This is a genomic window from Brevundimonas sp. GCM10030266, assembly GCF_042666595.1.
Taxonomy (GTDB): domain Bacteria; phylum Pseudomonadota; class Alphaproteobacteria; order Caulobacterales; family Caulobacteraceae; genus Brevundimonas.
Map to the genome: position 1 here is coordinate 298,190 of NZ_JBHTCY010000003.1, position 23,217 is coordinate 321,406.

Annotated in this window: 27 protein-coding genes; 6 read left to right on the top strand and 21 right to left on the bottom strand. The window is 67.8% G+C overall.

All coding sequences use genetic code 11. The features are described 5' to 3' along the window. Window positions 1-157 precede the first annotated feature (157 nt). The 10 genes from ACFQQC_RS11265 to ACFQQC_RS11310 all read right to left on the bottom strand — a co-directional run bounded on the left by ACFQQC_RS11265 (window position 158) and on the right by ACFQQC_RS11310 (window position 7,841). Entirely contained in the window at window positions 158-1,009 is an 852-nt protein-coding gene (locus tag ACFQQC_RS11265) for a class I SAM-dependent methyltransferase (protein WP_376862488.1), read from the bottom strand. A gap of 70 nt (window positions 1,010-1,079) precedes the next feature. Then, window positions 1,080-1,532 carry a hypothetical protein gene (locus ACFQQC_RS11270; RefSeq protein ID WP_376862489.1) on the bottom strand — a complete coding sequence of 151 codons (453 nt, stop codon included), beginning with the start codon at window positions 1,530-1,532 and terminating at the stop codon, window positions 1,080-1,082. Window positions 1,533-1,606: 74 nt separating this feature from the next. After that, window positions 1,607-3,517 (bottom strand): 1-deoxy-D-xylulose-5-phosphate synthase, encoded by a 1,911-nt coding sequence (dxs, locus tag ACFQQC_RS11275; RefSeq protein WP_376862490.1) that lies wholly within the window; start codon window positions 3,515-3,517, stop codon window positions 1,607-1,609. Window positions 3,518-3,632: 115 nt separating this feature from the next. After that, complete coding sequence (locus ACFQQC_RS11280; protein WP_376862681.1) at window positions 3,633-4,502, bottom strand: polyprenyl synthetase family protein; 870 nt, start codon at window positions 4,500-4,502, stop codon at window positions 3,633-3,635. A gap of 41 nt (window positions 4,503-4,543) precedes the next feature. Continuing rightward, complete coding sequence (locus ACFQQC_RS11285) at window positions 4,544-4,894, bottom strand: tRNA-binding protein (protein ID WP_376862491.1); 351 nt, start codon at window positions 4,892-4,894, stop codon at window positions 4,544-4,546. Further along, the gene (locus ACFQQC_RS11290) at window positions 4,894-5,142 is read right to left on the bottom strand and encodes an exodeoxyribonuclease VII small subunit (protein WP_376862492.1); all 249 of its coding nucleotides are present in this window, start codon (window positions 5,140-5,142) and stop codon (window positions 4,894-4,896) included. Before ACFQQC_RS11290 ends, ACFQQC_RS11285 begins: the two co-directional genes overlap by 1 nt. A gap of 62 nt (window positions 5,143-5,204) precedes the next feature. Next, window positions 5,205-5,834 carry a peptidylprolyl isomerase gene (locus ACFQQC_RS11295; protein ID WP_376862493.1) on the bottom strand — a complete coding sequence of 210 codons (630 nt, stop codon included), beginning with the start codon at window positions 5,832-5,834 and terminating at the stop codon, window positions 5,205-5,207. 16 nt (window positions 5,835-5,850) lie between these two features. Then, window positions 5,851-6,489 carry a histidine phosphatase family protein gene (locus tag ACFQQC_RS11300; RefSeq protein WP_376862494.1) on the bottom strand — a complete coding sequence of 213 codons (639 nt, stop codon included), beginning with the start codon at window positions 6,487-6,489 and terminating at the stop codon, window positions 5,851-5,853. Window positions 6,490-6,549: 60 nt separating this feature from the next. After that, the gene (locus ACFQQC_RS11305; protein WP_376862495.1) at window positions 6,550-7,467 is read right to left on the bottom strand and encodes a histone deacetylase family protein; all 918 of its coding nucleotides are present in this window, start codon (window positions 7,465-7,467) and stop codon (window positions 6,550-6,552) included. Continuing rightward, a complete protein-coding gene (locus ACFQQC_RS11310) occupies window positions 7,464-7,841 on the bottom strand; it encodes a winged helix-turn-helix transcriptional regulator (RefSeq protein ID WP_376862496.1) in 378 nt (125 codons plus the stop codon). Before ACFQQC_RS11310 ends, ACFQQC_RS11305 begins: the two co-directional genes overlap by 4 nt. An 87-nt stretch (window positions 7,842-7,928) precedes the next feature. Between ACFQQC_RS11310 and ACFQQC_RS11315 the strand changes: the two genes are divergently transcribed. The 5 genes from ACFQQC_RS11315 to ACFQQC_RS11335 all read left to right on the top strand — a co-directional run bounded on the left by ACFQQC_RS11315 (window position 7,929) and on the right by ACFQQC_RS11335 (window position 11,977). Continuing rightward, the gene (locus ACFQQC_RS11315) at window positions 7,929-8,939 is read left to right on the top strand and encodes a zinc-binding alcohol dehydrogenase family protein (RefSeq protein WP_376862497.1); all 1,011 of its coding nucleotides are present in this window, start codon (window positions 7,929-7,931) and stop codon (window positions 8,937-8,939) included. A 9-nt stretch (window positions 8,940-8,948) separates the two neighbouring features. After that, a complete protein-coding gene (locus tag ACFQQC_RS11320) occupies window positions 8,949-9,476 on the top strand; it encodes a GNAT family N-acetyltransferase (protein WP_376862498.1) in 528 nt (175 codons plus the stop codon). Window positions 9,477-9,526: 50 nt separating this feature from the next. After that, window positions 9,527-10,192: a hypothetical protein gene (locus tag ACFQQC_RS11325; RefSeq protein WP_376862499.1), complete on the top strand. Its 666-nt coding sequence runs from the start codon at window positions 9,527-9,529 to the stop codon at window positions 10,190-10,192. Window positions 10,193-10,257: 65 nt separating this feature from the next. Continuing rightward, window positions 10,258-11,436 carry a VWA domain-containing protein gene (locus ACFQQC_RS11330; protein ID WP_376862500.1) on the top strand — a complete coding sequence of 393 codons (1,179 nt, stop codon included), beginning with the start codon at window positions 10,258-10,260 and terminating at the stop codon, window positions 11,434-11,436. A gap of 34 nt (window positions 11,437-11,470) precedes the next feature. Further along, window positions 11,471-11,977, top strand: coding sequence for a hypothetical protein (locus tag ACFQQC_RS11335; protein WP_376862501.1), 507 nt, complete (start codon window positions 11,471-11,473; stop codon window positions 11,975-11,977). Between the two features lie 65 nt (window positions 11,978-12,042). Here the strand turns inward: ACFQQC_RS11335 and ACFQQC_RS11340 are convergent, their stop codons facing one another. The 5 genes from ACFQQC_RS11340 to ACFQQC_RS11360 all read right to left on the bottom strand — a co-directional run bounded on the left by ACFQQC_RS11340 (window position 12,043) and on the right by ACFQQC_RS11360 (window position 15,759). Beyond that, window positions 12,043-12,228, bottom strand: a complete 186-nt coding sequence (locus ACFQQC_RS11340) for a CsbD family protein (RefSeq protein ID WP_376862502.1) — start codon at window positions 12,226-12,228, stop codon at window positions 12,043-12,045. Between the two features lie 88 nt (window positions 12,229-12,316). After that, window positions 12,317-12,769: an NUDIX domain-containing protein gene (locus tag ACFQQC_RS11345; RefSeq protein ID WP_376862503.1), complete on the bottom strand. Its 453-nt coding sequence runs from the start codon at window positions 12,767-12,769 to the stop codon at window positions 12,317-12,319. A gap of 1 nt (window position 12,770) precedes the next feature. Next, window positions 12,771-13,817 (bottom strand): sensor histidine kinase, encoded by a 1,047-nt coding sequence (locus tag ACFQQC_RS11350; RefSeq protein ID WP_376862504.1) that lies wholly within the window; start codon window positions 13,815-13,817, stop codon window positions 12,771-12,773. Continuing rightward, on the bottom strand, window positions 13,814-14,239 hold the full coding sequence (locus ACFQQC_RS11355) for a response regulator (protein WP_376862505.1): 426 nt from the start codon (window positions 14,237-14,239) through the stop codon (window positions 13,814-13,816). The genes ACFQQC_RS11350 and ACFQQC_RS11355 overlap by 4 nt, the downstream gene beginning before the upstream one ends. Beyond that, window positions 14,239-15,759, bottom strand: a complete 1,521-nt coding sequence (locus ACFQQC_RS11360) for an ATP-binding protein (RefSeq protein WP_376862506.1) — start codon at window positions 15,757-15,759, stop codon at window positions 14,239-14,241. Before ACFQQC_RS11360 ends, ACFQQC_RS11355 begins: the two co-directional genes overlap by 1 nt. A gap of 120 nt (window positions 15,760-15,879) precedes the next feature. On the opposite strand from ACFQQC_RS11360, the gene ACFQQC_RS11365 reads away from it, so the two are divergent. After that, the gene (locus ACFQQC_RS11365; RefSeq protein WP_376862507.1) at window positions 15,880-16,587 is read left to right on the top strand and encodes a hypothetical protein; all 708 of its coding nucleotides are present in this window, start codon (window positions 15,880-15,882) and stop codon (window positions 16,585-16,587) included. Window positions 16,588-16,759: 172 nt separating this feature from the next. Here the strand turns inward: ACFQQC_RS11365 and flhA are convergent, their stop codons facing one another. Genes flhA through fliG form a run of 6 tightly spaced genes read right to left on the bottom strand, consistent with a single transcriptional unit; the run spans window position 16,760 to window position 23,208 of the window. Further along, entirely contained in the window at window positions 16,760-18,853 is a 2,094-nt protein-coding gene (gene flhA, locus ACFQQC_RS11370) for a flagellar biosynthesis protein FlhA (protein ID WP_376862682.1), read from the bottom strand. Between the two features lie 10 nt (window positions 18,854-18,863). Next, window positions 18,864-19,754: a class A beta-lactamase gene (bla, locus tag ACFQQC_RS11375; RefSeq protein ID WP_376862508.1), complete on the bottom strand. Its 891-nt coding sequence runs from the start codon at window positions 19,752-19,754 to the stop codon at window positions 18,864-18,866. Window positions 19,755-19,757: 3 nt separating this feature from the next. After that, complete coding sequence (locus ACFQQC_RS11380) at window positions 19,758-21,158, bottom strand: sigma-54-dependent transcriptional regulator (RefSeq protein ID WP_376862509.1); 1,401 nt, start codon at window positions 21,156-21,158, stop codon at window positions 19,758-19,760. 37 nt (window positions 21,159-21,195) lie between these two features. Beyond that, window positions 21,196-21,528, bottom strand: a complete 333-nt coding sequence (fliN, locus tag ACFQQC_RS11385; RefSeq protein WP_376862510.1) for a flagellar motor switch protein FliN — start codon at window positions 21,526-21,528, stop codon at window positions 21,196-21,198. Beyond that, on the bottom strand, window positions 21,528-22,181 hold the full coding sequence (locus tag ACFQQC_RS11390) for a flagellar assembly protein FlbE (RefSeq protein WP_376862511.1): 654 nt from the start codon (window positions 22,179-22,181) through the stop codon (window positions 21,528-21,530). Before ACFQQC_RS11390 ends, fliN begins: the two co-directional genes overlap by 1 nt. Window position 22,182: 1 nt before the next feature. Then, the gene (fliG, locus tag ACFQQC_RS11395) at window positions 22,183-23,208 is read right to left on the bottom strand and encodes a flagellar motor switch protein FliG (RefSeq protein ID WP_376862683.1); all 1,026 of its coding nucleotides are present in this window, start codon (window positions 23,206-23,208) and stop codon (window positions 22,183-22,185) included. Between the last annotated feature and the right edge of the window lie 9 nt (window positions 23,209-23,217).

Below are 23,217 nucleotides of genomic sequence, written 5' to 3' on the forward strand. Positions count from 1 at the left end.
GCACCGACCCGACCCCTCCGTCACGGCGCGAAGCCGCGCCGCGCCACCTCCCCACTGCGTGGAGAGGTGAACTGTCGCTGTCACCTCTCCGGCGAAGCTGGGGAGGGGGACCACCCGAAGGGTGGTGGAGGGGTTACGCGGCTCGGGCGATAAGAACCTAGCCCCCAGCCGTCACCACCCAGGCGGCGCCGTCGATGACCACGCCTTCCGGGGTCAGGCGCTCCCGGTAGGCGGCGCGGACGGCGGCGACGGCGCGGTCCCTGATGTCTTCGGGCTGATCCTTCAGGGCGCGTTCCAGGGGGCCGACCTTGATGGCGTTGGCGACCGCGTCCTCGACCGCCGCGTTCGGGCTGTCTCCGGCGCCGAACAGGACGGGATGGTCGAAGGCGGCGATGCGGATGGACGAGAAGCCGGCCTGGGTCAGGATGCGCTCCACCCGGGCGGGGTCGCCGAAGGAGAAGGGACCGGGCGCCTCCGGGTTCGGCGCGGGCGGCGGCGCAACGATGTCGCGGATGGCCGTCATCGGCAGCCTGGTCCAGTCGTTCTCCTGCGGGCCGCGCCAGCAGACGAAAGCCAGACGGCCGTCCGGCTTCAGGGCCTTCCGCAGATTGCGGAAGGCGGCCTCAGGCTGGTCGAAGAACATCACGCCGAAGCGCGAGACGATCAGGTCGTGGATCGGATCGAAGCGCCGGGTCGCCGCATCGGCCAGCAGGAATTTCACCGGCGGCCCCTGCTCGCCCGTCAGATCCCGGGCGCGGTGGATCAGGGCCTGGGAGATATCAACGCCGGTGACGCGGCCGTCCGGGGCGACCTGTGCGGCGAGGTCCAGCGTCGTGGCCCCTGCCCCGCACCCGACATCCAGCACCCGCTCGCCCGGCCGGGCGGCCGCAGCCAGCCGCAGGGCGTCGCCATAGGGGGCCAGCATCCGGTCGAGTCGAACCTGATTTTCCACCCAGCGGTCTCCGCTGTCGCCGTTCCAGTCAAAGGGGCGGGCGGGTTCGGCGGACATGGGCGAGCTCTCGGATCACGATGGATCATTTGCAGATATTGAGAACAGTTCTCAATATCAACCCCGTGCGCTACTGGACGGGTGTCCCGGCGGCCGGGGGCGTGACCGTCACGGCCTGATCCTGCTGGCCGCAGCGCAGGCCGGTGTAGAGACCGTTGAGGTAGTACCAGCGCTGTTCGACGGCGCGTTCCCGCGCCTCGCGCTGCTCGCGTTCGGGCCGGCTCAAGGCATCGACGCCGGCGAGAGCCAGACCGGCGCCGGGCACAAGCAGGGAGGCTCCCGCCCGGCCGACGCCGACCACCGACCTGAACACCCCGCCGCCCTGCTCGCCACCCATATGCTGGCTGAGGGCCGCGGCCTCGTCGGAAATCTGGACGCAGCTCATGGCGGGATCCCCCGCGCGGAAGATGGGCTGCAACTCCGGCAGCGGCGTCTCGGTGGGCGGCGCGGGGCGACCGGCCTCCTGGGCGAGGGCCGGGCCGGCCATCAGGCCGAGAACCAGTGTGGGAACGATCAACTTCATGGCCTGAACTCCGCATCTCCCACCGTGCGATCCGGAAACGATCAGACCCCGGTCAGGGTTGCCTGAAGCGGGCGTCAGGCCCGGACGGCGCGGCTGGCCTCGACGCCGAGCGCCTGCAGGGCGGCGGCGGCGATCTGGTCCGCGTTGAGACCGGCCTGGGCGTACTGAAGCTCGGGCTTGTCCTGATCCTGGAAGACGTCCGGCAGGTGCAGGGTGCGGATCTTCAGGCCGCTATCCAGAGCGCCCTTCGAGGCCAGCATCTGCAGCACGAAGCCGCCGAAGCCGCCCATGGCGCCCTCTTCGACCGTGATCAGGCATTCGTGCTCGCGGGCCAGACGCAGGATCAGTTCCTCATCCAGCGGCTTGGCGAAGCGGGCGTCGGCGACGGTGGCCGAGACCCCGCGCGCGGCCAGGGCATCGGCGGCCTTGAGCGATTCCTGCAGGCGGGTGCCCAGCGACAGGATGGCGACGGTCGTGCCCTCGCGGACGATGCGGCCCTTGCCGATCTGCAACGGGGCGGCCAGTTCCGGGATGTCGACGCCGACGCCGTCGCCGCGCGGATAGCGGAAGGCCGAGGGGCGGTCGTCGATCTCGAGGCTGGTGGCGATCATGGCGGCCAGTTCGGCTTCGTCCGAGGCGGCCATCAGGACCATGCCCGGCAGCGCGCCCATGAAGCCGATGTCGAACGAACCGGCATGGGTCGAGCCGTCGGCGCCGACCAGACCGGCGCGGTCCATGGCGAAGCGGACCGGCAGGGACTGGATCGCCACGTCGTGGACGACCTGGTCGTAGCCGCGCTGGAGGAAGGTCGAATAGATGGCGCAGACCGGCTTCATGCCGTCGGCGGCGAGACCCGCGGCGAAGGTGACGGCGTGCTGCTCGGCGATGCCGACGTCATAGGTCCGCTCGGGGAAGGCGGCGCCGAACAGGTCCAGCCCGGTGCCGGACGGCATGGCGGCGGTGATGGCCACGATGGACGGATCGACCTGCGCCCGCTTGATCAGCTCGGTCCCGAAGACCTTGGTGTAGCTGGGGGCGTTGGAGACCGGTTTGGACTGCTTGCCGGAGACGACGTCGAACTTGACCACCGCGTGCAGCTTGTCGTTGCTGCTCTCGGCCGGGGCGTAGCCCTTGCCCTTCTGGGTGACCACGTGGACCAGCACCGGGCGATCGGTGATGGCCGCCGCGTTCTTCAGAATGGGCACCAGATTGTCCATGTCGTGCCCGTCGATGGGGCCGACATAGTAGAAGCCCAGCTCCTCGAAGAAGGTGCCGCCGACGACCATGCCGCGGGCGTACTCTTCCGCCTTGCGGGCGGCTTCCTTGAACGGGCGCGGCAGGTGTTCGACGAATTTCTTGCCGATGTTGCGGACCTGGCGATAGGCGCCGCCCGAGACCTGACGCGCCAGATAGGCGCTCATCCCGCCCACCGGCGGAGCGATGGACATGTCGTTGTCGTTCAGGATCACCATCAGCTGGCCATTGGTGGCCTCGACGGCGTTGTTCATGGCCTCATAGGCCATGCCGGCGGACATGGAGCCGTCGCCGATGACGGCGACGACGCGGTTGGTCTCGCCCTTCTGGTCGCGCGCGGCGGCGAAGCCGAGGGCGGCGCTGATCGAGGTCGAGGCGTGGGCCGCGCCAAAGGGGTCGTATTCGCTCTCCGAACGCTTGGTGAAGCCGGACAGGCCGCCGCCCTGACGCAGGGTGCGGATGCGGTCGCGGCGGCCGGTCAGGATCTTGTGCGGATAGCACTGGTGGCCGACGTCCCAGATCAGGATGTCCTTGGGCGTCTCGAAGACGTGGTGCAGGGCCACGCTGAGCTCGACCACGCCCAGACCGGCGCCGAGGTGGCCACCGGTGACGGAGACGGCGTCGATGGTCTCGGTGCGCACCTCGTCCGCCAGCTGCTTGAGCTGGGCGATATCGAAGTCCCGCATGTCGGCGGGGAATTTCACCTGATCGAGAAGGGGCGTGTCGGGCATTCGGGAGGGGAACCTAAACCTTCAGTCTTCCAACACGCTGTAGCCTGTTTCGCTGCGTGTCTGGTGGAAGCGGTCTGAAAAATCCGTGCAGGAGTGGTGCAGGCGGGAAGCCCTATCAGGACCGGCGCTGAAGCACAAAGTCCACGCTGGCCTTGAGGATATCCGCATCCGGGCCGAAGACGTCCAGATGGGCGCGGGCCTGGTCGGCCAGATGCGCGACCCTGTGCCGCGCCTGATCGATGCCCAGCAGGGTGACGAAATTGGTCTTGCCCTGCGCCGCGTCCTTGCCCGCCGCCTTGCCGAGGATGTCCTCGTCGCCCTCGGCGTCCAGCAGGTCGTCGACGATCTGGTAGGCCAGACCGATGTCGTGGGCGAAGCTGGTCAGGGCCTGACGGTGGATGTCGCGCGCGCCGGCGATGATCAGCGGAATCTCGAAGGCGAAGGTGAACAGGGCGCCGGTCTTGAGACGCTGCATGCGGGCGACGCCGCCGAGGTCGTCGCGGACGCCGAGCAGGTCGATCATCTGGCCGCCGGCCATGCCGCGCGCGCCCGACGCCATCGAAAGCCGCGCCGCCAGCTCGCAGCGGATGGCCGGATCGTCGTGGGTGTCCTCGTGCAGGATGATGTCGAAGGCCGCCGTCTGCAGGGCGTCGCCCGCGAGGATGGCCGTGGCCTCGTCATAGGCGATATGCACGGTCGGGCGGCCCCGGCGCATGTCGTCATTGTCCATCGCCGGCAGGTCGTCATGGACCAGGCTGTAGGCGTGGACGCATTCCAGGGCGCAGGCGGCGCGCAGGACGGGCCGCTCCTCGATATCGAACAGGGTCGCGGCTTCCAGCGCGAAGAAGGGCCGCAGCCGCTTGCCGGGGCCGAGGGCCGCATAGCGCATGGCCTCGGTCAGGCGGGACTCGGGACCGTCGGCGCGAGGCAGCAGCTCGTCGAGAGCCACGGTGACCAGATCGGCGACCTCGGCCACCCGGTCGATGACGCCCTGTTCCGGTGAATTGGCCGCGTGTGGGATGGAGGTCAAAACAGCCTCCCGCCCACGGGGACTTCACGGTCGACGCCGACCAGTACGACCGCGCCGTTCTCGTCGGGGAAGCCGAGCGTCAGGACCTCCGACATGACCGGGCCGATCTGGCGCGGCGGGAAGTTGACCACGGCGGCGACCTTACGCCCCTGCAGCTGTTCCAGCGTGTAGTGGACGGTGATCTGGGCCGAGGACTTCTTGATCCCGATGTCGGGGCCAAAATCGATGGTCAGCTTGTAGGCGGGCTTGCGCGCTTCCGGGAAGGGTTCGGCCTTGAGGACCTGGCCCACCCGGATGTCGACCTTCATGAAGTCGTCGAAGCCGATGGTTTCGGCGGGACCGGACATCAGTCGAAGGACGCGGGCTCGGCGCCGCGCGGCTGGCCGTCGGGGCCGACAACGATCTTCTCGACCCGCAGCTGGGCGGCCTTCAGCCGGGCCTCGCAATGGGCCTTCAGGCGCGCGCCTTCCTCATAGAGGGCGATCGACTCCTCCAGCGGAGCCTGGCCGGACTCGAGCCGGGACACGATCTGTTCCAGACGCTGCAGGGCGTCTTCGAAGCTGAGGTCGGCGGGGATGGGGGCGGCGTCGGTCATTGCGCGCGACCCTAGAGGGGCGAACGGGCCGCCTCAAGCGGGCAGAACGCTTATCCCGGCTTTCAGGGGGCGGGCGTTTCGACGCGACGGGCGGTGACGATGGGCACGCGGGGATCCAGCATCTGGCCGCGCATGACGCCCTCCCCCTCGGTCGGAGACTTCGGCGCCGCCAGAATCGTCTCGACAACCTCCATCCCCTCGACCACCCGGCCGAAGACGGCGAAGCCCTGATCGTCCGGCGCGGTCTTGCCCGCGTCCAGCGAGGACAGGTCGCCCATGATGATGAAGAAATCCCCGGTCGCCTGTCCCGGGGCGGCGGCCGCCATCGAGACGGCGCCGTTGACGTGGCTGAGGCCGGTCTGGCTGGTCGGCTCATGGGCGATGGGCGGCAGGGCGCGGTCAGGCAGGGCGCTGGTCCCGCCCTGGACGAGGGCGTAGCCGGGCGCGACAGTCATGCCCCGGTAGAAGTGCGCCCCATCGAACCGGCGCTCATCGGCATAACGGACGAAGTTGGCGGCGGTGATCGGCGCGCGCGGATCGGTCTCGATCACGATGCGGCCCATGCCGGTTTCCAGCGCGATCCGCACCGGCGCGACGGCGGGGTCCACGGCGGCGTCCTGGGCGAAGGCCGGAAGGGCGTTGAAGGCCAGGGCCAGGCCGAACAGACCGGACAGCAGGGAACGGCGGATCATGCGGACCTCCGGAGGTTCAGCGCTTCTCGTACCGACGCTGGGACCAGTAGCGGAAGCCCTGGTTGTGGACGAGCTTCCAGCCGGCGGCCTTCAGGCGCTTGCCGACCATGTGATTGAAATAGCCGTGAGCCAGCACCAGCACGTCCTGCCCGGACGAGGCGCGGGCGATCAGCACCTGGGCGGCCTGTTCGGCGCGGGCCTCGGCCTCGCGACGGGTTTCCTGGCCTTCGTGATGGTTGAAGGCGTGCCACCAGAAGCGGGCGACGCCGCCCCAGTATTTCGGCGGAAGCTTGAACCACGACGGGAAGTGCGGCGGCGGCAAGGGCGCCTCGATGAACAGGGCGTCCGTCAGCACCTCCTTGCCGGCGGCGGCCGCGGCGGCGGTCTCCTGCGCGCGGGGGCGGGTCGAGGCGTAGATGGCCCCCGCGCCTTCGGCCGTGGCCAGCAGTTCAGGCGGCGGGGTCTGGCCGGCGCGCAGGCCGCCGACCTCATACTTCGCCCACCAGTCGCGGTACTGGTCCGAGGTGAGCATGCATTTGCGCGACAGGGCCGGCTCGCCGTGGCGGGCCAGGGTGATCGCGCCGGGACGCACGGCGACCAGCGCTGCGCGGGTCGGCGCGGGCTCGGTCGGTGCGGACGCGGGGGTGTCAACCAAGGATGAGTCTCTCGCGGCGAAGGGCATGATCTGCGGACGTAAGCCTCTGGCGAACCGTCCTTATTCCTCCCCCAAGGCCTGTACATGGGCGACCGCCGAACGGCCCAGCCCTTCTAGGTCGTAGCCCCCCTCGAGCGAGGAGACAACCTTCCCGCTACAGCACGATCGTGCGACTTCGATGACAGCGCGGGTGGCCCAGGCGAAATCGTCCGCCTCAAGACTCTGATGGGCCAGCGGATCGCGGCGATGGGCGTCGAACCCGGACGAGATCAGAATCAGGTCCGGGCGGAAGCGCTCCAGCGACGGCATCAGGCCGGCGAAGGTTTCGCGCCAGGCTTCACGGGCGGCGTGGGGCGGAACCGGCGCGTTGACGATATTGCCCACGCCGGTCTCGGACGCCGCCCCGGTATGCGGATAGAGCGGCATCTGGTGGATGGAGCCGAGGAACAGGGTGTCGTCGGCCTCGAAGGCCGCCTGGGTGCCGTTGCCGTGGTGGACGTCGAAGTCGATGACGGCGACCCGCGCCATGCCCTCGGACTGGGCCACGCGGGCGGCGACCGCGACGCTGGAGAACAGGCAGAAGCCCATGGCGCGATCCGGCTCGGCATGGTGGCCGGGCGGGCGGACAGCGGCGAAGGCGCGGGTCAGCTCGCCCCGGGCGACGGCGCGCACCGCATCGACCACCGCCCCGGCCGCCAGACGGGCGGCGCGGACGCTGCCGGGCGACAGGACGGTGTCGGCGTCGAGCGGGTTCAGTCCCTCGGCCGGAGAGGCGTCGAGCAGGCGCGCGACATAGGCGGCGGGATGCAGCCGCTCCAGATCCGCCACCGACGCCTCGGCGGCCACGCGCCGGTCGCGACCCAGCCCGCCGTCCGCGAGGGCGTCAAGCACGGCCTTCAGCCGCTGCGGGCTTTCGGGATGCCCCAGACCCGGCTGGTGGGCCAGCATGTCCGGGTGGGTGAAGAGGGTCGCCGTCACGCCGCGCAAACCTGCTCAGCGACCCGGAGATGGCTTTCCCCCCAAGCCTTGAGGGCGATAACCACCGGGGCCAGATCGCGTCCGGCCTCGGTCAGACGATACTCCACGCGCGGCGGCACCTCGGCGTAGACGGTGCGGGAGACCAGCCCGTCGTCCTCCATCTCGCGCAGCTGCTTGGTCAGCATCCGCTGGGTGACCTCGCCGACCAGCCGCCGCAGAGCGTTGAAGCGCAGGCTGTCATTCACCAGCAACTGGTAGACGATCATCCCCTTCCACTTGCCGCCGATCAGGTCGAGCGAGGCGTCGACGACGCATTCCCCCTCGCGCACGCGGCGCTCGACGGGGCGGTGATAGAGGTGAGAAGCGGTATCCATTCGGGTACTACATCCAGAAAAAGACCGTACTTGCCGATACCGGCAGGGTGCATCAGGTGGGAGGTCACCGCAACGGAGACCAGCCCCATGAAAGCCATTGGAACGACCGGGCCGCGCCCGGCGAACGACCCCGCCGCCCTGATCGCCTTTGACGCGCCCGAGCCGACGCTGCGCCCGCACGATCTGCTGGTCGAGGTGCGGGCCGTGGCCCTGAATCCCGTCGATGCGAAGGTGCGGGGCAGCCGAACGCCCGAGGCTGGCCAGCCCTCGATCCTCGGCTATGACGCCGCGGGCGTGGTGGTGGGCGTCGGCCCGGACGTCAGCCTGTTCAAGGTGGGGGACGAGGTCTTCTACGCCGGGCAGATCGAGCGCCCCGGCTCGAACGCCGAGCGGCAGGCCGTGGACGAGCGGATCACCGGTCCGAAGCCGAAGTCGCTGAGCTTCGCCGAGGCGGCCGCCCTGCCCCTGACCGCGATCACGGCGTGGGAACTGCTGTTCGACCGGATGAAGGCCGGGCGGGACGAGGATGAGACCCTGCTGATCGTCGGCGGCGCAGGCGGGGTCGGGTCGGCCCTGATCCAGATCGCCAAGACGACGACGAAGCTGCGGGTGGTGGCCACGGCCTCGCGCCCCGAAACCCGCCAGTGGTGCCTTGATCTGGGCGCCGACGCGGTGATCGACCACACGACGCCCATCGACGAGGCGCTGACGGCGGCGGGCGAACGGGCCCCGAAATACATCGCCGCCCTGACCCAGACGACGCGCCATTTCGAGGCGCTGGCGCGGGCGATCGCGCCGCAGGGGATGGTCGGCTGCATCGACGACTTCAAGGGCCTGCCGATCGAGCTGCTGAAGGGCAAGAGCGCGGGCTTCGTCTGGGAGTTCATGTTCGCCCGTCCGATGCACCAGACCCCGGACATGCAGGCCCAGCATGACCTGCTGGTCGAGGTGTCGAGACTGGTGGACGCCGGGAAGATCCGCACGACCCTGACGCAGAACCTGGGCCCGCTGTCGGTCGAGGCCCTGCTGGAGGGACATCGTCGGCTGGAGAGCGGTTCGACCATCGGCAAGCTCGCGCTGGACGGCTTCCCCCGCTAAGGCGGGGGCATGACCGACGCCCTGATCCGCCCCGCCCGTGATGATGATGCGCAAGCGCTCGCCGACCTGGGGCGCGAGACCTTCATCGACACCTTCGTGACCGGGTTCGGCATCCCCTACCCCGAGGCCGATCTGACGGCGTTTCTGGACGCCAGCTTCAATGCGGAGACGATCCGCGCGAAGCTGGCCGAGCCGGGGGCGGCCTGGTGGGTGGCGGAGCGGGACGGCGAACTGCTGGCCTTCGCCAATACAGGACCGAACACCCTGCCCCATCCGGACGGCAAGGGCAGCCACGCCGAACTGCGGCGGCTGTATGTGTCGAAGGCCGCGCAGGGGCTGGGCCTCGGGACGAAGCTGCTGGCCGTGTCGCTGGAGTGGATGGAGGCCAATACCGACGGGCCTCTGTGGATCGGCGTCTGGAGCGGCAATCTGAAGGCCCAGAAGCTGTACGCCGCCTACGGTTTCGAGAAGGCGGGCGAGTATCAGTATCCGGTCGGGAGCTGGCTGGATGACGAGTTCATCCTGCGACGCGGATAGACGCGGGCCGAACGGCATGGCTTGATCGCCGCCTGTTTCAGGGGGATGCCATGATCGCTCGCTTAACCTTCATCGCCGCGCTGGCGTTCGCGCCGATGGCTGCGGCGCAGGACGCCACGCCCGCTCCGGCGACATCTGAGCAACTGGCCGCTGCGCGGGCGGAGGCGGATCGTTTGATCGCCGTCGCCGAGGCCGGCGATCTGTTCGTCAACATCACCGGCAACGCGAACCCCATGGTCCGGCATCGCGGCAGTGGTCTGATCTGCATTTTCCGCAGCTTCTCCGAAATCAATCGGATCACGATCTATCCGGGCGGCGAACGCGGCGAAGATGTGAGTTGCAGCACCCTAGATCCCGAAACCAGCGCAGAGACGACGGTATACGCGACCAAATATGCGCCGCTCCCGAGCGAGGAGGCGATTCTGGCGGACGCAATGCGCGCCATCACGCAACGCTTCCCGAGCGCGCGCGCCTACGAGGGCGACATCGTAAACGTGACCGCCGACGACGTTGCCCCCATCACGGCTGCGTTCCTCATCGAAACCAATCTGGGTCCCCGCTTCACCATGGCGACGGTCGAGCATCTGGACGGTTGGGGATTCAAGCTACGGGCGACCGGGCCAGCCGACAAGGCACGTGAAATCAGCGCCTTCGCCAACACAGGCTTCGCGACGATGCTGGTAATGCGCCGTCTGCCGCCATTTTCCGGAGATTGATCGGCGCGGCATCGCTAACGCCCCGAGAGATTGGGCTTGGCTTCGCCGCCTGCTAGTCTGCCCCCATGCTCCTGCCCTTCTTCACAGCCCTGCGCGACGCCAAGGTTCCGGTGTCGATGAAGGAATGGCTCCATCTGATGGAGGCCATGGACAAGGGCGTGGCTTCGGGGCGGGTGGATGATTTCTACCACCTGTCGCGCGCCGTTCTGGTCAAGGACGAGAAGCACTACGACCGGTTCGATCAGGTGTTCGGCAAGGTGTTCGCGGGCATCGAGACGGTGGGCGCGGGCGAGGACCTGACGACCAGCCTGCCCGAGGACTGGCTGCGGCTGCTGAACGAGAAATACCTGTCCGAGGAAGAGAAGGCCGCCATCGAGGCCATGGGCGGGTTCGAGAAGCTGATGGACACGCTGAAGGAGCGTCTTGAGGAACAGAAGGGCCGGCACGAGGGCGGGAACAAATGGATCGGGACCGGCGGGATCAGCCCGTTCGGTCACGGCGGCTACAATCCCGAGGGCGTGCGCATCGGCGGCCCCGGCAAGCATGGCCGGGCCGTGAAGGTCTGGGAGAAGCGCGAGTACCGGAACCTGGACGATCAGGTCGAGCTGGGCACCCGCAACATCAAGGTGGCCCTGCGCCGCCTGCGCCGCTTCGCCCGGCAGGGGGCGGCGGATGAGCTGGACATGGACGCCACCATCGACGGGACGGCGCGTCAGGGCTGGCTGGACATCCACATGCGGCCCGAGCGGCGCAATACGATCAAGGTGCTGCTGTTCCTCGACATCGGCGGCTCGATGGATGCCCATGTGAAGATGTGCGAGGAGCTGTTCTCGGCGGCCAAGACCGAGTTCAAGCATCTGGAATTCTTCTATTTCCACAACTGCCTCTATGAAGGTGTGTGGAAGGACAACCGGCGTCGGCACACCGAGAAGATCGACACCTGGGACGTGCTGAACAAATACCCCGCCGACTGGCGCGCCATCTTCGTCGGCGACGCCACCATGAGCCCCTATGAGATCACCATGCCCGGAGGCTCGGTCGAGCACTGGAACGAGGAGGCGGGCGCGGTCTGGCTGAAGCGCGCCACGCAGCAGTGGGACAAGGTGGCGTGGCTGAACCCGTCGCCGGAACGGTACTGGAACTACTCCGCCTCGGTCGGGCTGATCCGCGAGGTCATCGACGAACGGATGTATCCGCTGACGCTGGAAGGGCTGGAGAAGGCGATGCGGGCGCTGGCGAAATAGGCTAGCGTCACCGGGACACATCCGGAGGGTTCCCATGCTGACCGCCGCCGTGCTTTTCCTGATGCTGCAACAGGCCGCCGCGCCCCAGATCGTGTGGGCCAGCCCGCCGCCGGAACCGGCGCCCGTCGTGGCCCCCACCGAAGCCCCCGCCATTCCCGACTGGGCCCGCACGGACCCGTTCGGCTACGAGCGATCGGAGTGCAGCCCGCTGATCCGCGCCTCCTCCGAGCCCATGGAGGCGTGCCAGAACCGCATCCGCTTCGCCCTGGCCGCCCATCTGGGCGACGACCTGCCGGCGGGGCTGAGGCCGACCGGATCGCTGGACAACTGTCGTCAGGAGGCGGCGGGAGACAGCTATGCCCTGCAGTGCGGCGCGACACCGCGCGCCGTGCCGGGCGGGCCGGACCTGCGCGACCGGGTCTGCACCACCCGCCCCAGCAACACGCGCGAAGGCGGCATGACCTATCGCGAGGAATGCACGGTGGGCGGCGAGCCGGTGCGCGATCAGGGCCTGCGCATCAGGCTCGGCGGGCGGGACTGAGCCCTCACGAAAACGCCGCGCCCCTTGCAGGGCGCGGCGCTTGATCGTGTGACGTCAGCGAAGCGTCAGTTGCGCTTGTCGCCGCGCAGGCTGTCCTTGATGCCGCCGACAGCGTTCTGGACCTTGCCTTCGATCTGGTCGGCCTTGCCTTCGGCTTTCAGCTTTTCGTCGCCGGTGACCTTGCCGGCGAATTCCTTGGCCTTGCCGCCCATGTTCTTGGCGGCGCCTTCGATGCGATCATGATCGGGCATTGCAAACTCCCTTGAGTGGACGACGCCGGAAGGGCGACGCTTCGGCAGGGACAACCGTGTGGCTTCGCAGGAGTTCCCTGCGACAGGCTCAGCCTTTTCGACGCAACCAGGCGGCGACCGCCCAGGCGTGGGCGTCGTGGCGCAGCTCGTTCAGCGCCGTATGCGGATGCAGCCAGACCAGTTGGTGATCGGCCTCGACCCTGGCCGCCGGATCCAGCGAGACCTGTTCGGCGATCCAGAAGCCGCCGGTGTTGTTCAGCGGTTCGCCGGTGGACTTGCGGAAGAACTGCCCGGCTTCCGCGATGCGGGCGAAGGGGCGGACGGTCATGCCCGTCTCTTCGACGAACTCGCGGATCAGCGCCTGTTCCTCGGTTTCGTCGCCATCCACCGCCCCGCCGGGCAGGTCGTAATAGCTGCCTTCCCCGCGATCGACGCGGACGCAGGCCAGCTTGCCGTCGTGGAAGACGAGGCCGAAAGCGGTGGGGCGGAGCGTGTAGTCCAGCCCCGGCTCCGCCGCGCCGAACTGAAGGGCGGCGGTCATGTCAGAGATCGAAGGCCAGTCGGGCGCGGACTCCCTTGTGCGCCTGATCGAACTCGACCGCCGAGCGCAGGCCGGAGGCCATGGCGGAGATGATCTTGCCGCCGAGGCCCGTGCCCTTGGGCTTACCGTCGCCCATGCCCGGGCCGTCATCCTCGACCGTCAGCAGGGCGCGGCCGTCTGCGCCTGTGCGCAGGATGACGCGGATTTCGCCGCCCTGACCGGGGGCATAGGCGTACTTCACCGCATTGGTGACCAGTTCGGTGACCACCACGCCCAGTGAAACGGCCTGATCGGTCGAGACACGCAGGGGCTCGACCTCAAGGGTGAGCCTGGGCGAACCGGCGTCCGGGCCGACGGACTTGGACAGTTCGTCGATCAGGCCGCGGAGGTATTCGTCCATCTCGACCGACGACATGTCGCCCGAGGTGTAGAGGCGGCGGTGCACATGGGCGACGGCCTCGATCCGCGCCTGCGACTCGCGCAGGGCCGAGCGGGCGCCGTCGTCGGCCAGATGGCGCATCTGCAGGGACATGAAGCTGGACACCAGCTGCAGCGAGTTGCCGACCCGGTGGTTGACCTCCCGCAGCATGGCCTCGGCGCGGTCGCGGGCGAGGCGGACCTGCTCCTGCGCCTCGTCGTTCTCGCGCTGCAGGCGACGACGCTGGATGGCGTCCTCGATGGCGTTGCGCAGCAGGGCGGTGAAGTCTTCGGACACGTCCTTGATGACGTAGTCGGCGGCGCCGGCGCGCAGGGCGGCGACGGCGATGCGGCCCTCCTGGGCGCCCGTGACATAGACCACCGGCGGCGGATCGGTCAGGGCGACGATGTCCGGCAGGACGTCCAGCCCCTCGCGACCGGGCATGTAGTGGTCCAGGGCGATGGCGTCGAAATCCGTCGGACGGGCGACGAGGATATCCAGCCCCGCATCCCCGTCGGGCGCGCAGGTCACGACATAGCCGTGACGCCCCAACTCCTTCTCGACCAGCCGCGAGAGACCGCGGTCATCGTCGATATAGAGCAGGCGGATGACCTCGCCGTCGGCTTTCACTCGATCTCCGGGGCCTGCATGACGGACAGGAACAGTCCGAGCTGGCGGATGGCGCCGGCGAAGCTTTCGTAGTCCACCGGCTTGGTGATGTAGACGTTGCAGCCTAGGTCGTAGCAGCGCTGGATCTCGACCTTGTCGTCCGTGGTGGTCAGGACCACCACCGGGGCGCGGCGCAGGCGCTCGTCGCCCTTCACCTTCTCCAGAATGTCCGTGCCCGACATATCCGGCAGGTTCAGGTCCAGCAGGATCAGCAGCGGCCCGTTGGCGCGCACTTCCTGGCTGAACAGATAGTCGATGGCCGACGAGCCGTCGGCGAAGTGGGCGATCTCGTTCGCGATATTGGCGCGACGGATGTTCTTCTCGATCAGCTTGGCGTGGCCGAGGTCATCCTCGATCATCACGATCTTGACGGACGTGGTCATCAGTAGTCTCCGGCCTCGGCGAGGATGAGGCGTGTGGGGAATTTGAGGGTAAATGTCGAGCCCTTTCCGAGCTCTGACTCCACGGTGATGTCGCCGCCGAGACGGCGGACGCTGTTGCGGACGAAGGCCAGGCCAAGCCCCTCTCCCGCCCGATCCTGACGGCCGGAGCGGCGGAAGAGCTCGAAGATGCGCTCGTGGTCCTTGGGCGAGATGCCGCGACCGTTGTCCGCGATCCGATAGACGACCCAGCCGTGCAGGTCCTCCCCGGACACGGTGATGCGGCCCGGGCGGTCGTGATCCAGATATTTGACGGCGTTGTCGACCAGATTGCCGAAGATCTGTTCGACGGACAGCCGATCGCTCTCGAAGCGCGGCAGCGGCTCGACGATGATCTCGGCATTCGCCTCGCCGGTCTGGTGATTGAGGCTGTCGGCGATGCCCTGGACCATGGGCGTCATGTCCAGCAGTTCGGGCGCCAGCGAACGACGGCCCTCGCGCGACAGTTTCAGGATGGCGTTGATCAGCCGGTCCATCTTCTCGGTGGAGGCGCGGATGAAGCCGATGGCTTCGGGCATGTCCTCGCGGACGGCCATGATGACGTCCGGATCGACCTTCCGCTTGCTCTCGGCCTCGGTGATGGCCTTGTCGACCACCTTGCCCGCCTGCTCCAGCTCGGAGGTGTAGCCCATGACGTTGACCAGCGGCGCGCGCAGGTCATGGCTGACGATATAGGCGAAGCGCTGGATTTCCTCGTTGGCGCGGGTCAGGTCGGCCGTGCGTTCGCGCACCTGCCCTTCCAGCCCGGCGTTCAGGCGGGAAACGGCCTCGCGCGCCTCCTGGATTTCCAGCACGTAGCGGCGGACCAGCCAAGCGCTGACGCCGGCGAGGATGAGGATCAGAACGCCGCCGGCCGCATTGGCGATCAGGGTGACCGTGCTGGCCCATTCGGACTGGCGTCGACGGAACTCGGTTCGCGTCTGCAGGATCTCGTCGATGGCGGCGGCCTCGGCGCGGAAGGCGTCCATCGTCGCCTTGCCCTCATTGCCTCGAACGACGCTCAGCGCCTGTCCCAGACGGCCGGTGCGGGCCATGTCGATGGTGCGCTGCAGCTCGGCGGCCTTGGTCTCGGCCAGCTCACGCAGATTGTCGACCCGCGGCTCGATGTCGGGATCGCCCCGCGAGAAGGTCTCCAGGTCGTCGAGCATGACCGGCAGATCGCGCGCGGCCTCCTGATGAATGGTCAGATACTCGGCATTGCTGGTCAGCAGGAACCCGCGCTGGCCGGTTTCGGTATCGATCAGGCGGATGAGGATGGTCCGGGTCTGCCGCCGCATCTGCTGAGCGAGGATGACCTCCTCATTGAAGGTCGCCGTCCGGCTGATCATCACGAAGGTCGCGACGTTGGTCGCCAGCAGCAGGGCGATGGCCAGCACGAGCATCCCCGCGACGCGCCGACCGAGGGTGGGCGTCCGCAGGAACTGGCCTATCGCCGTTAAGGTGTCGCGCCACGCCGAACTCATCAGGCGGGAGCATTAGCGTTACGTTTTGCGCTGTCCAGTCGCGTGACAGGAGAAACCCTCGCCGCCCTCGGGATTTAAGGTAAAGATTGCCCGGTCTTGTTCGGGGGAAAGGGACACAGAATGGTTTGGTGGTGGTGGGTCGTTCCGGCGATCGTGGCGGTGCTCGGCCTGATGCTTCTGATCAAGGGGCTGGGCGCGTTGTTCCGGGGCCGGTTCTTCGGCGGGCTTCTGGGCGCGGCCGGCGGCGCGGGCTTTATCGCCGCGGCGACCATAGCGGCCCTGCTGGCGCTGGACATCCAGACCTATTCCCGCCTGACCTATGAGCGTCCGGTGGCCACCATCATCACCCGCCAGCTGGGGCCGCAGTATTTCGAGGCCACGGTGATCGAACCGGCCAACGGCGAGAACATGCCCTCGGCCACCAACCTCTATCCGCTGCACGGCGACGAATGGCGCATCGAGGCGCAGGTGCTGAAGTGGAAGCCCTGGGCCAATGTGATGGGTCTGGACACCCAGTACCGTCTGGATCGCCTGTCGGGCCGCTACCAGTCGGTCCAGCAGGAGATCAACGCTGAGCGCAGTGTCCACGCCCTGACCCAGCCGGACAATTCCAATGGTCTTCCCTGGAAACTCAGCACCTGGGACATGGCCCGGAAGTACCGCCACCGCATCGATGCGGTGGACACACTGTACGGCGGAGCGGCCTATATGCCGATGGCCGATGGAGCCCAGTATGAGGTCTGGATCACCCAGTCCGGCCTGATCGCCCGCCCGGTCAACGACGCCGCGCGCAACGCCTCCTCGGGCGGCTGGACCTCGGTTCAATAGGCCGGACCGCCCCCTTCCGGGGCCCCGGCTATAACTAAAGTTAAGGCTGTTTCGCCCCCGCTTTCGGACTAGAGCCGATCTGCGGGCGGCTTTCTATCGGCACGTCGTCCGCAGGCGGCGTCGGCCCGGGCCCACCACTTCCAGGACGGCGTCGCCACCTTTTCCCTTCAGATCAGACCGAGCCGATCGTCCGCAGACGTGCGCGCGGATGGACCTCGTTCTGGCTCATCACGACAGTCTGGCCGCGGAAGCGCTCGATGATCGAGCGCACATAGGGACGAACCTGCGGGCCGGTCAGCAGCACCGCCGTCTCGCCCGACATGGCCGCGCGCTCGAAGACATCCCGGACGGCGCGGATGAAGTCCTGCAGGCGCGACGGGGCCATGGCCAGCTGCTTGTCCTCGCCGGGGCCGATCAGGCTTTCGGCGAAGGCCTGCTCCCATTCCGGCGACAGGGTGACGATGGGCAGGGCGCCGTCATCGCCCTTGTGCTGCCAGCACAGCTGACGGGCCAGACGGGCGCGGACGTGCTCGACCAGGGTGGTGACCGAGGTGGTGTGCGGCGCGGCCTCGGCCAGGCCTTCCAGAATGGCGCCCAGATCGCGGATCGAGACCTTCTCGCGCAGCAGGGACTGCAGGACGCGCTGCAGGGTGGTCACGGTGACGACCGAGGGGATCAGTTCGTCGACCAGCTTCTGCTCTTCCGGGCCCAGCTCCTTCAGCAGCTTCTGCACCTCGGCGTAGGAGAGCAGGTCGGCCATGTTCTCCTTGAGGATTTCGGTCAGGTGGGTGGTCAGCACCGTAGACGGGTCGACGATGGTGTAGCCGCGGAAGGTGGCTTCCTCGCGCAGGCTCTCATCAATCCAGGTGGCGGGCAGGCCGAAGGCGGGTTCACGCGTATGCTCGCCCGGCAGCTCGACCTGACGGCCCGCGGGATCCATGGCCATCAGCGAGCCCAGACGCACCTCGCCGGCCCCGGCCTCCATCTCCTTGATGCGGATGGCGTAGCCCTGGGTGCCCAGGCGCATGTTGTCGAGGATGCGGACCGACGGCATGACGAAGCCGTACTCCTGGGCCAGCGAGCGGCGCAGGGCGCGGACCTGATCGGTCAGGCGACGGCCCTCCAGATCGTTGATCAGCGACAGCAGGGAATAGCCCAGCTCGATCTTGACCTCGTCGATGGTCAGGGCGGTGCCGATGGGTTCCTCGACATCCTCCTTGGGACCGGAGGCGGTCTGGGCCATCTCGGCTTCGGTCGGCTGGGGCTTCAGACGTTGGCGACCCAGCTTCCAGGCCATGAAGCCCGCCCCGGCGGCCAGCGCCATGAAGGGGATGATCGGCATGCCGGGGATCAGGCCGATCAGGGCCGACGAACCGGCGACCACGCCCAGCGAAACCGGGTTGGTGGCCAGCTGGCTGACGAAGGCCTTGTCGGCGGTGCCCTCGACGCCGGCCTTCGACACCAGGAAGCCGGCGGCGATCGAGATGATGATGGCCGGGACCTGGGTGACCAGACCATCGCCGATGGTCAGCTGGACATAGGTGTTGGCCGCGTCGCCGACCGGCATGCCGTGCGAGATGACGCCGATCAGAATGCCGCCGATGGCGTTGATGAAGGTGATGATCAGGCCGGCCACGGCGTCGCCGCGCACGAACTTGGACGCACCGTCCATGGCCCCGAAGAAGGTCGATTCCTGCTCCAGTTCCTTGCGGCGCAGCTTGGCCTGGTCCTCGGTGATCAGGCCGGACGACAGATCGGCGTCGATGGCCATCTGCTTGCCCGGCATGGAGTCCAGGGTGAAGCGGGCGGACACTTCGGCGATCCGGGTCGAACCCTTGGTGATGACGACGAAGTTCACCACCAGGATGATCGCGAAGATGATCACCCCGATGATGAAGTTGCCGCCCATCATCAGCTCGCCGAAGGCGGCGATGACCTGACCGGCGGAGGCGTGGCCTTCCTGGCCGTGGGTCAGGATCAGCCGGGTCGAGGCCAGGTTCAGGCCCAGACGAAACAGGGTCGAGACCAGCAGCACCGTCGGGAAGATGGCGAAGTCGAGCGGCCGCTTCATCATCACGGCCGTCATCAGGATCAGCACCGACGACACCAGCGAGAAGGCCAGCAGCAGATCCAGCAGGAATTTCGGAATCGGCAGGATCAGCAGCATGATCACGCCGATCACGCCGACGGCCATCATGACCTCGCCGCGCATCAGCCAACCGCGCATATCGCCGGCGGTCGGACGGGCCAGCCCGTCCTTCATCATGATCGGGGCGTCAGTCATGGCCGAGCGCCTTCAGAGCCATGCGGGTCGCTTCGGCGATGACCGCTTCGCGACGCTCGACCGGCAGGCTTTCTGGCGCGTCATAGTAGATGGCGATGCGGATCCGCTCGCCCGAGACAGGCTCGATAACGCCAATGTCATTGGTCTGGCCCCTACCCCCGGTGCCGGTCTTGTGGGCCACAGTCCAGTTGGTCGGCGTGCCACCCTTGATGCGGTTCCCGCCGGTCGGACTAGCGATCAACCAGCCGCGCAAAAGCGCCATCAGCTCCGGATTCAGCACTGGCGGAATCTCACCGGCGCCAAAAACCCGGGTGAGATTGGTCACGGCCTGGGAGGGGGTTATCGTATCCTTGTCACCGTCCTTGCGATTCATCATCGGCTCGACCCGGTCGACGGTGGTGGATTGGTCGCCGATCGAGCGATACCACGCACGCCAGATGTCCAGCCCACCCAGCTCGCGGATCAGGATGTTGGCGGCCGGATTGTCACTGACCTCGACAGTGCCTTTGCACAGTTCGCGAATAGTCAGGGTTGAACCCACCGCAGGCTCGGTAATTGGCGCATGGCTGACCATGTCTGCTGCTGTGATCTGGACGGCCCGATCAAGCCGCTCCTCACCCCGCTGGACACGCTGAAGTGTGGCGACAGCCAGGAACAGCTTGAAGGTCGAGCAGTAGTTAAACCGCTCTTGGGCGCGCCACGAGACCATGTTCCAGTCCCGGGCTTCCAGACCGATGCGACCGCCGTTCGCGGCTTCAAGGGCGCTGAGATCAACCTCCCACACACCGGGAGTGACCTTGATCTCCGACACGTCGCCACACCCGGCCACACCTAGTGCGCCGAGGCCGGTCAGGACGCTTCTGCGGTCCGTTCCCGTGGTCATGGATCAGGCTGCGTAGCCGGAGGCCGCGACACCCGACTGGGGCGCAGGGATCGACGTGCCCTCGTCGGCGTATTCGTTGAGCTTGTTGCGCAGGGTCCGGATCGAGATGCCCAGGATGTTGGCCGCGTGGGTGCGGTTGCCCAGGCAGTGGGACAGGGTGTCGAGGATCAGCGTCTTCTCCATCTGCGCGACGGTCTGGCCGACATGGGCGCGCGAGATGACGTCGGCGGCGTGGGCCGCGCGGGCGGCCGGACCGGCGTCATGGGCGACGGGCGCTGCGCCCATCGCGCCGGCGGTCAGCGGCTGGCCGTCCGGCAGGCGGATGGCCTCGACGTCGATCTCCGGCCCAACCGCCAGCAGCACCGCGCGGTGCATGGCGTTCTCCAGTTCGCGGACGTTGCCGTTCCAGCGATGGGTGGTCAGGGCGCGCTTGGCGTCCTGCGAGATCGGGCGGACCGGCACGCCGTTGGCGGCGGCGTATTTCTTGACGAAGTGATCGGCCAGCACGGCGATGTCGCCCGGACGCTCGCGCAGGGCGGGCAGGCGCAGGTTCACGACGTTCAGGCGGTACAGCAGGTCTTCGCGGAAGCTGCCCTCGGCGACCGACTTGGCCAGATCGCGGTTCGAGGTGGCGATGATGCGGATGTTGACCGGCACAGGCTTGGTGCCGCCGACGCGGTCGATGACCCGCTCCTGGATGGCGCGCAGCAGCTTGGCCTGCAGGCGGACGTCCATCTCCGAGATTTCGTCCAGCAGCAGGGTGCCGCCGTCGGCCTCCTCGAACTTGCCGATGCGGCGGGCCATGGCGCCGGTGAAGGCGCCCTTCTCGTGCCCGAACAGCTCGGACTCCAGCAGATTGTCCGGGATGGCCGCGCAGTTGACGCTGATGAACGGACGCTCGGCGCGCTTGGACCCGGCGTGCAGGTAGCGGGCCATGACTTCCTTACCGACGCCGCTTTCGCCGGTGATCAGGATCGAGGCTTCCGAGCGGGCGACCTGGTCAGCCAGCTGGATGACATGCTTCATCGACGGATCGGCCGAGATCATCGGGCGTTCGTCATCGGCCACCGCCGACAGCACCGCCGCGATCAGGTCGGCTTCCGGCGGCAGGGGGATGAACTCCTTGGCGCCCGCGCGGATGGCGTTGGCGGCGTCCGAGGCGTCGGCGTCGACGCCGCAGGCCACCACCGGCACATGGATCCGCTCGTTCTCGTTGGCCGTGATCAGGGCGGCGATGTCGACGCGATAGTCGACCATCAGCAGGTCGGCGCCCTGCCCGCGACGCAGTTGCTCCGTCGCCTGATCACCGCGCTCGACGTGCTGGACCTTGGCGCCGTGCGCCATGGCCATCTTCACCGCCGTCGCCAGCTGTCCGCTGAGCCTGCCAACCACCAGAAGCCGCATGGGTCTTCTCCTCTAATCTCTACGCTCGCGTCGCCAATCAGGCGCCGCTGTCTTCCGTCTTGATGATTTCCGTCATGGTCACGCCCAGACGGTCTTCCACGACCACCACCTCGCCGCGGGCGACGAGACGGTTGTTGACGAAGATGTCGATCGCCTCGCCGACCTTGCGGTCCAGCTCCAGCACGCTGCCGCGGTTCAGCTTCAGCAGCTGGGCGACGGACATGTGGGCCTTGCCCAGAACGGCCGAGATGTTGACCGGCACGTCGAAGACCGGCGCCAGATCGTGGGCGGTCTTCTCGGTGTGCTCCTCGTGGGCGGGGAAGCCGTTCTCCGAGGAGAACTCCTCCAGAGCCATGGTGTCGGTGGCCATCAGAACCTCCCGTCGTTCAGGGTTTCAGCGTGCCCGGCCTCGGCGGCCAGGGCGGAATTCAGGGCCTCGGTCATGCGACCGAAGGCGGCTTCGGGCTCGAAGTCAGCGCGCCCGTCGGCCCATTCCAGGCGGAAGGCGGCGACCGGCAGGCCAGGCTCGTCACGGAAGGCCAGCGCGCCCGAGAAGCCGGCGTCGGCGGCCATCTGCTGGAGGCGCTGACGGGTCTCGTCGTTCAGTTCGCCGGTGCGGATGACCAGCCGCGGCGAGGCGTCGATCTCCTGCCCCAGCGTTTCCAGCGCCGCCTGCAGCGGAGCATGGGGGAAACGGTCCAGCGCCGAGGCGGCGACGACGCGGGCGGCCGCCATGGCCAGTTCGGCGGCCTGCTCGCGGTGGGCCTGCGCGATCTGGGTCAGGGCGGGCGCGGCGTTGGCCAGCGCCTGACCGATGGAGGACAGGGCCATGGCCTGGATGCTGGCGACCTCGGCCAGGGCGGCCTCGCGCGCTTCCAGCGACGCCTGCGCCACCAGCGCCTCGACCTCCACTTGCGTCCACGCGTGCTTCACCGGACGCCAGGCCGAGCCGCGCACGACCTCGCCGCCCGCGTCGAACTCGGTGTCGAAGGAGAACAGTTTTCTTTCGGCGGACTGGGTCATGTCAGTAGATCAACTCGTCGTCGCCGCCCTGGCCGACCAGCATGATCTCACCCTTGGCGGCGAGATCCTTGGCGACCTGGACCATGGCCATCTGGGCCTGATCGACGTCCTTCAGACGGACCGGGCCCATCGACTCCATGTCCTCGCGCATGATCTTGGCCGCGCGCTCGGACATGTTGGAGAAGAACATCTCGCGCAGGGTCTCGGACGCGCCCTTCATGGCCAGGGCCAGCGAGTCCTTCTCGACCGCGCGCAGCAGGGTCTGGACGCCGCCCGGATCCAGCTTGGACAGATCCTCGAACACGAACATCAGGGCGCGGATGCGCTCGGCCGCCTCGCGGTTGCGCTCTTCCAGCGCGCCGATGAAGCGGGCCTCGGTCTGGCGATCGAAGCTGTTGAAGATGTCGGCCATCAGCTCGTGACTGTCGCGCTTGGAGGTGCGGGCCAGGTTCGACATGAACTCGGTGCGCAGGGTCTGCTCGATCTTGTCGAGGATGTCGCGTTGCACCGGCTCCATGCGCAGCATGCGCTGGACGCACTCCAGGGCGAAGTCCTCGGGCAGGCTGGTCAGGACGCGCGAGGCGTGGTCCGGCTTGATCTTGGACAGGACCACCGCGACGGTCTGCGGGTATTCGTTCTTCAGATAGTTGGCGAGGACGGCCTCGTTCACATTGCCGAGCTTGTCCCACATGGTCCGGCCGGCGGGACCGCGGATTTCCTCCATCAGGGCGTCGACGCGGTCGCCCGGCATGAAGGAGGCCAGCAGCTTCTGGGTCTGCTCATAGCTGCCCATGACGGCGCCCGAGCCGCTCATGCCCGAGACGAACTCGACCAGCAGCTCCTCGACCACCGAGGACGAGACAGTGCCCAGGCCGGCCATGGCCTGGGAGATTTCCTTGATCTCTTCCTCGTCCAGGCCTTCCCACAGCTTGGTGTGGTCTTCGCCCAGGGACAGCAGGATGACAGCCGCCTTCTCCGGGCCCGTCAGCTTCCTGACGTCCTCGATAGCCGGCTTCTTGGTGACCATGCGGGCGCC

What these genes read in the sequence shown, in the direction of transcription:
- ACFQQC_RS11265 (WP_376862488.1), bottom strand. Translation starts at nt 1,009, where the DNA reads ATGTCCGCCGAACCCGCCCGCCCCTTTGACTGGAACGGCGACAGCGGA.
- ACFQQC_RS11270 (WP_376862489.1), bottom strand. Translation starts at nt 1,532, where the DNA reads ATGAAGTTGATCGTTCCCACACTGGTTCTCGGCCTGATGGCCGGCCCG.
- dxs (WP_376862490.1), bottom strand. Translation starts at nt 3,517, where the DNA reads ATGCCCGACACGCCCCTTCTCGATCAGGTGAAATTCCCCGCCGACATG.
- ACFQQC_RS11285 (WP_376862491.1), bottom strand. Translation starts at nt 4,894, where the DNA reads ATGTCCGGTCCCGCCGAAACCATCGGCTTCGACGACTTCATGAAGGTC.
- ACFQQC_RS11290 (WP_376862492.1), bottom strand. Translation starts at nt 5,142, where the DNA reads ATGACCGACGCCGCCCCCATCCCCGCCGACCTCAGCTTCGAAGACGCC.
- ACFQQC_RS11295 (WP_376862493.1), bottom strand. Translation starts at nt 5,834, where the DNA reads ATGATCCGCCGTTCCCTGCTGTCCGGTCTGTTCGGCCTGGCCCTGGCC.
- ACFQQC_RS11310 (WP_376862496.1), bottom strand. Translation starts at nt 7,841, where the DNA reads ATGGATACCGCTTCTCACCTCTATCACCGCCCCGTCGAGCGCCGCGTG.
- ACFQQC_RS11315 (WP_376862497.1), top strand. Translation starts at nt 7,929, where the DNA reads ATGAAAGCCATTGGAACGACCGGGCCGCGCCCGGCGAACGACCCCGCC.
- ACFQQC_RS11320 (WP_376862498.1), top strand. Translation starts at nt 8,949, where the DNA reads ATGACCGACGCCCTGATCCGCCCCGCCCGTGATGATGATGCGCAAGCG.
- ACFQQC_RS11325 (WP_376862499.1), top strand. Translation starts at nt 9,527, where the DNA reads ATGATCGCTCGCTTAACCTTCATCGCCGCGCTGGCGTTCGCGCCGATG.
- ACFQQC_RS11330 (WP_376862500.1), top strand. Translation starts at nt 10,258, where the DNA reads ATGCTCCTGCCCTTCTTCACAGCCCTGCGCGACGCCAAGGTTCCGGTG.
- ACFQQC_RS11335 (WP_376862501.1), top strand. Translation starts at nt 11,471, where the DNA reads ATGCTGACCGCCGCCGTGCTTTTCCTGATGCTGCAACAGGCCGCCGCG.
- ACFQQC_RS11340 (WP_376862502.1), bottom strand. Translation starts at nt 12,228, where the DNA reads ATGCCCGATCATGATCGCATCGAAGGCGCCGCCAAGAACATGGGCGGC.
- ACFQQC_RS11345 (WP_376862503.1), bottom strand. Translation starts at nt 12,769, where the DNA reads ATGACCGCCGCCCTTCAGTTCGGCGCGGCGGAGCCGGGGCTGGACTAC.
- ACFQQC_RS11355 (WP_376862505.1), bottom strand. Translation starts at nt 14,239, where the DNA reads ATGACCACGTCCGTCAAGATCGTGATGATCGAGGATGACCTCGGCCAC.
- ACFQQC_RS11360 (WP_376862506.1), bottom strand. Translation starts at nt 15,759, where the DNA reads ATGAGTTCGGCGTGGCGCGACACCTTAACGGCGATAGGCCAGTTCCTG.
- ACFQQC_RS11365 (WP_376862507.1), top strand. Translation starts at nt 15,880, where the DNA reads ATGGTTTGGTGGTGGTGGGTCGTTCCGGCGATCGTGGCGGTGCTCGGC.
- flhA (WP_376862682.1), bottom strand. Translation starts at nt 18,853, where the DNA reads ATGATGAAGGACGGGCTGGCCCGTCCGACCGCCGGCGATATGCGCGGT.
- bla (WP_376862508.1), bottom strand. Translation starts at nt 19,754, where the DNA reads ATGACCACGGGAACGGACCGCAGAAGCGTCCTGACCGGCCTCGGCGCA.
- ACFQQC_RS11380 (WP_376862509.1), bottom strand. Translation starts at nt 21,158, where the DNA reads ATGCGGCTTCTGGTGGTTGGCAGGCTCAGCGGACAGCTGGCGACGGCG.
- fliN (WP_376862510.1), bottom strand. Translation starts at nt 21,528, where the DNA reads ATGGCCACCGACACCATGGCTCTGGAGGAGTTCTCCTCGGAGAACGGC.
- ACFQQC_RS11390 (WP_376862511.1), bottom strand. Translation starts at nt 22,181, where the DNA reads ATGACCCAGTCCGCCGAAAGAAAACTGTTCTCCTTCGACACCGAGTTC.
- fliG (WP_376862683.1), bottom strand. Translation starts at nt 23,208, where the DNA reads ATGGTCACCAAGAAGCCGGCTATCGAGGACGTCAGGAAGCTGACGGGC.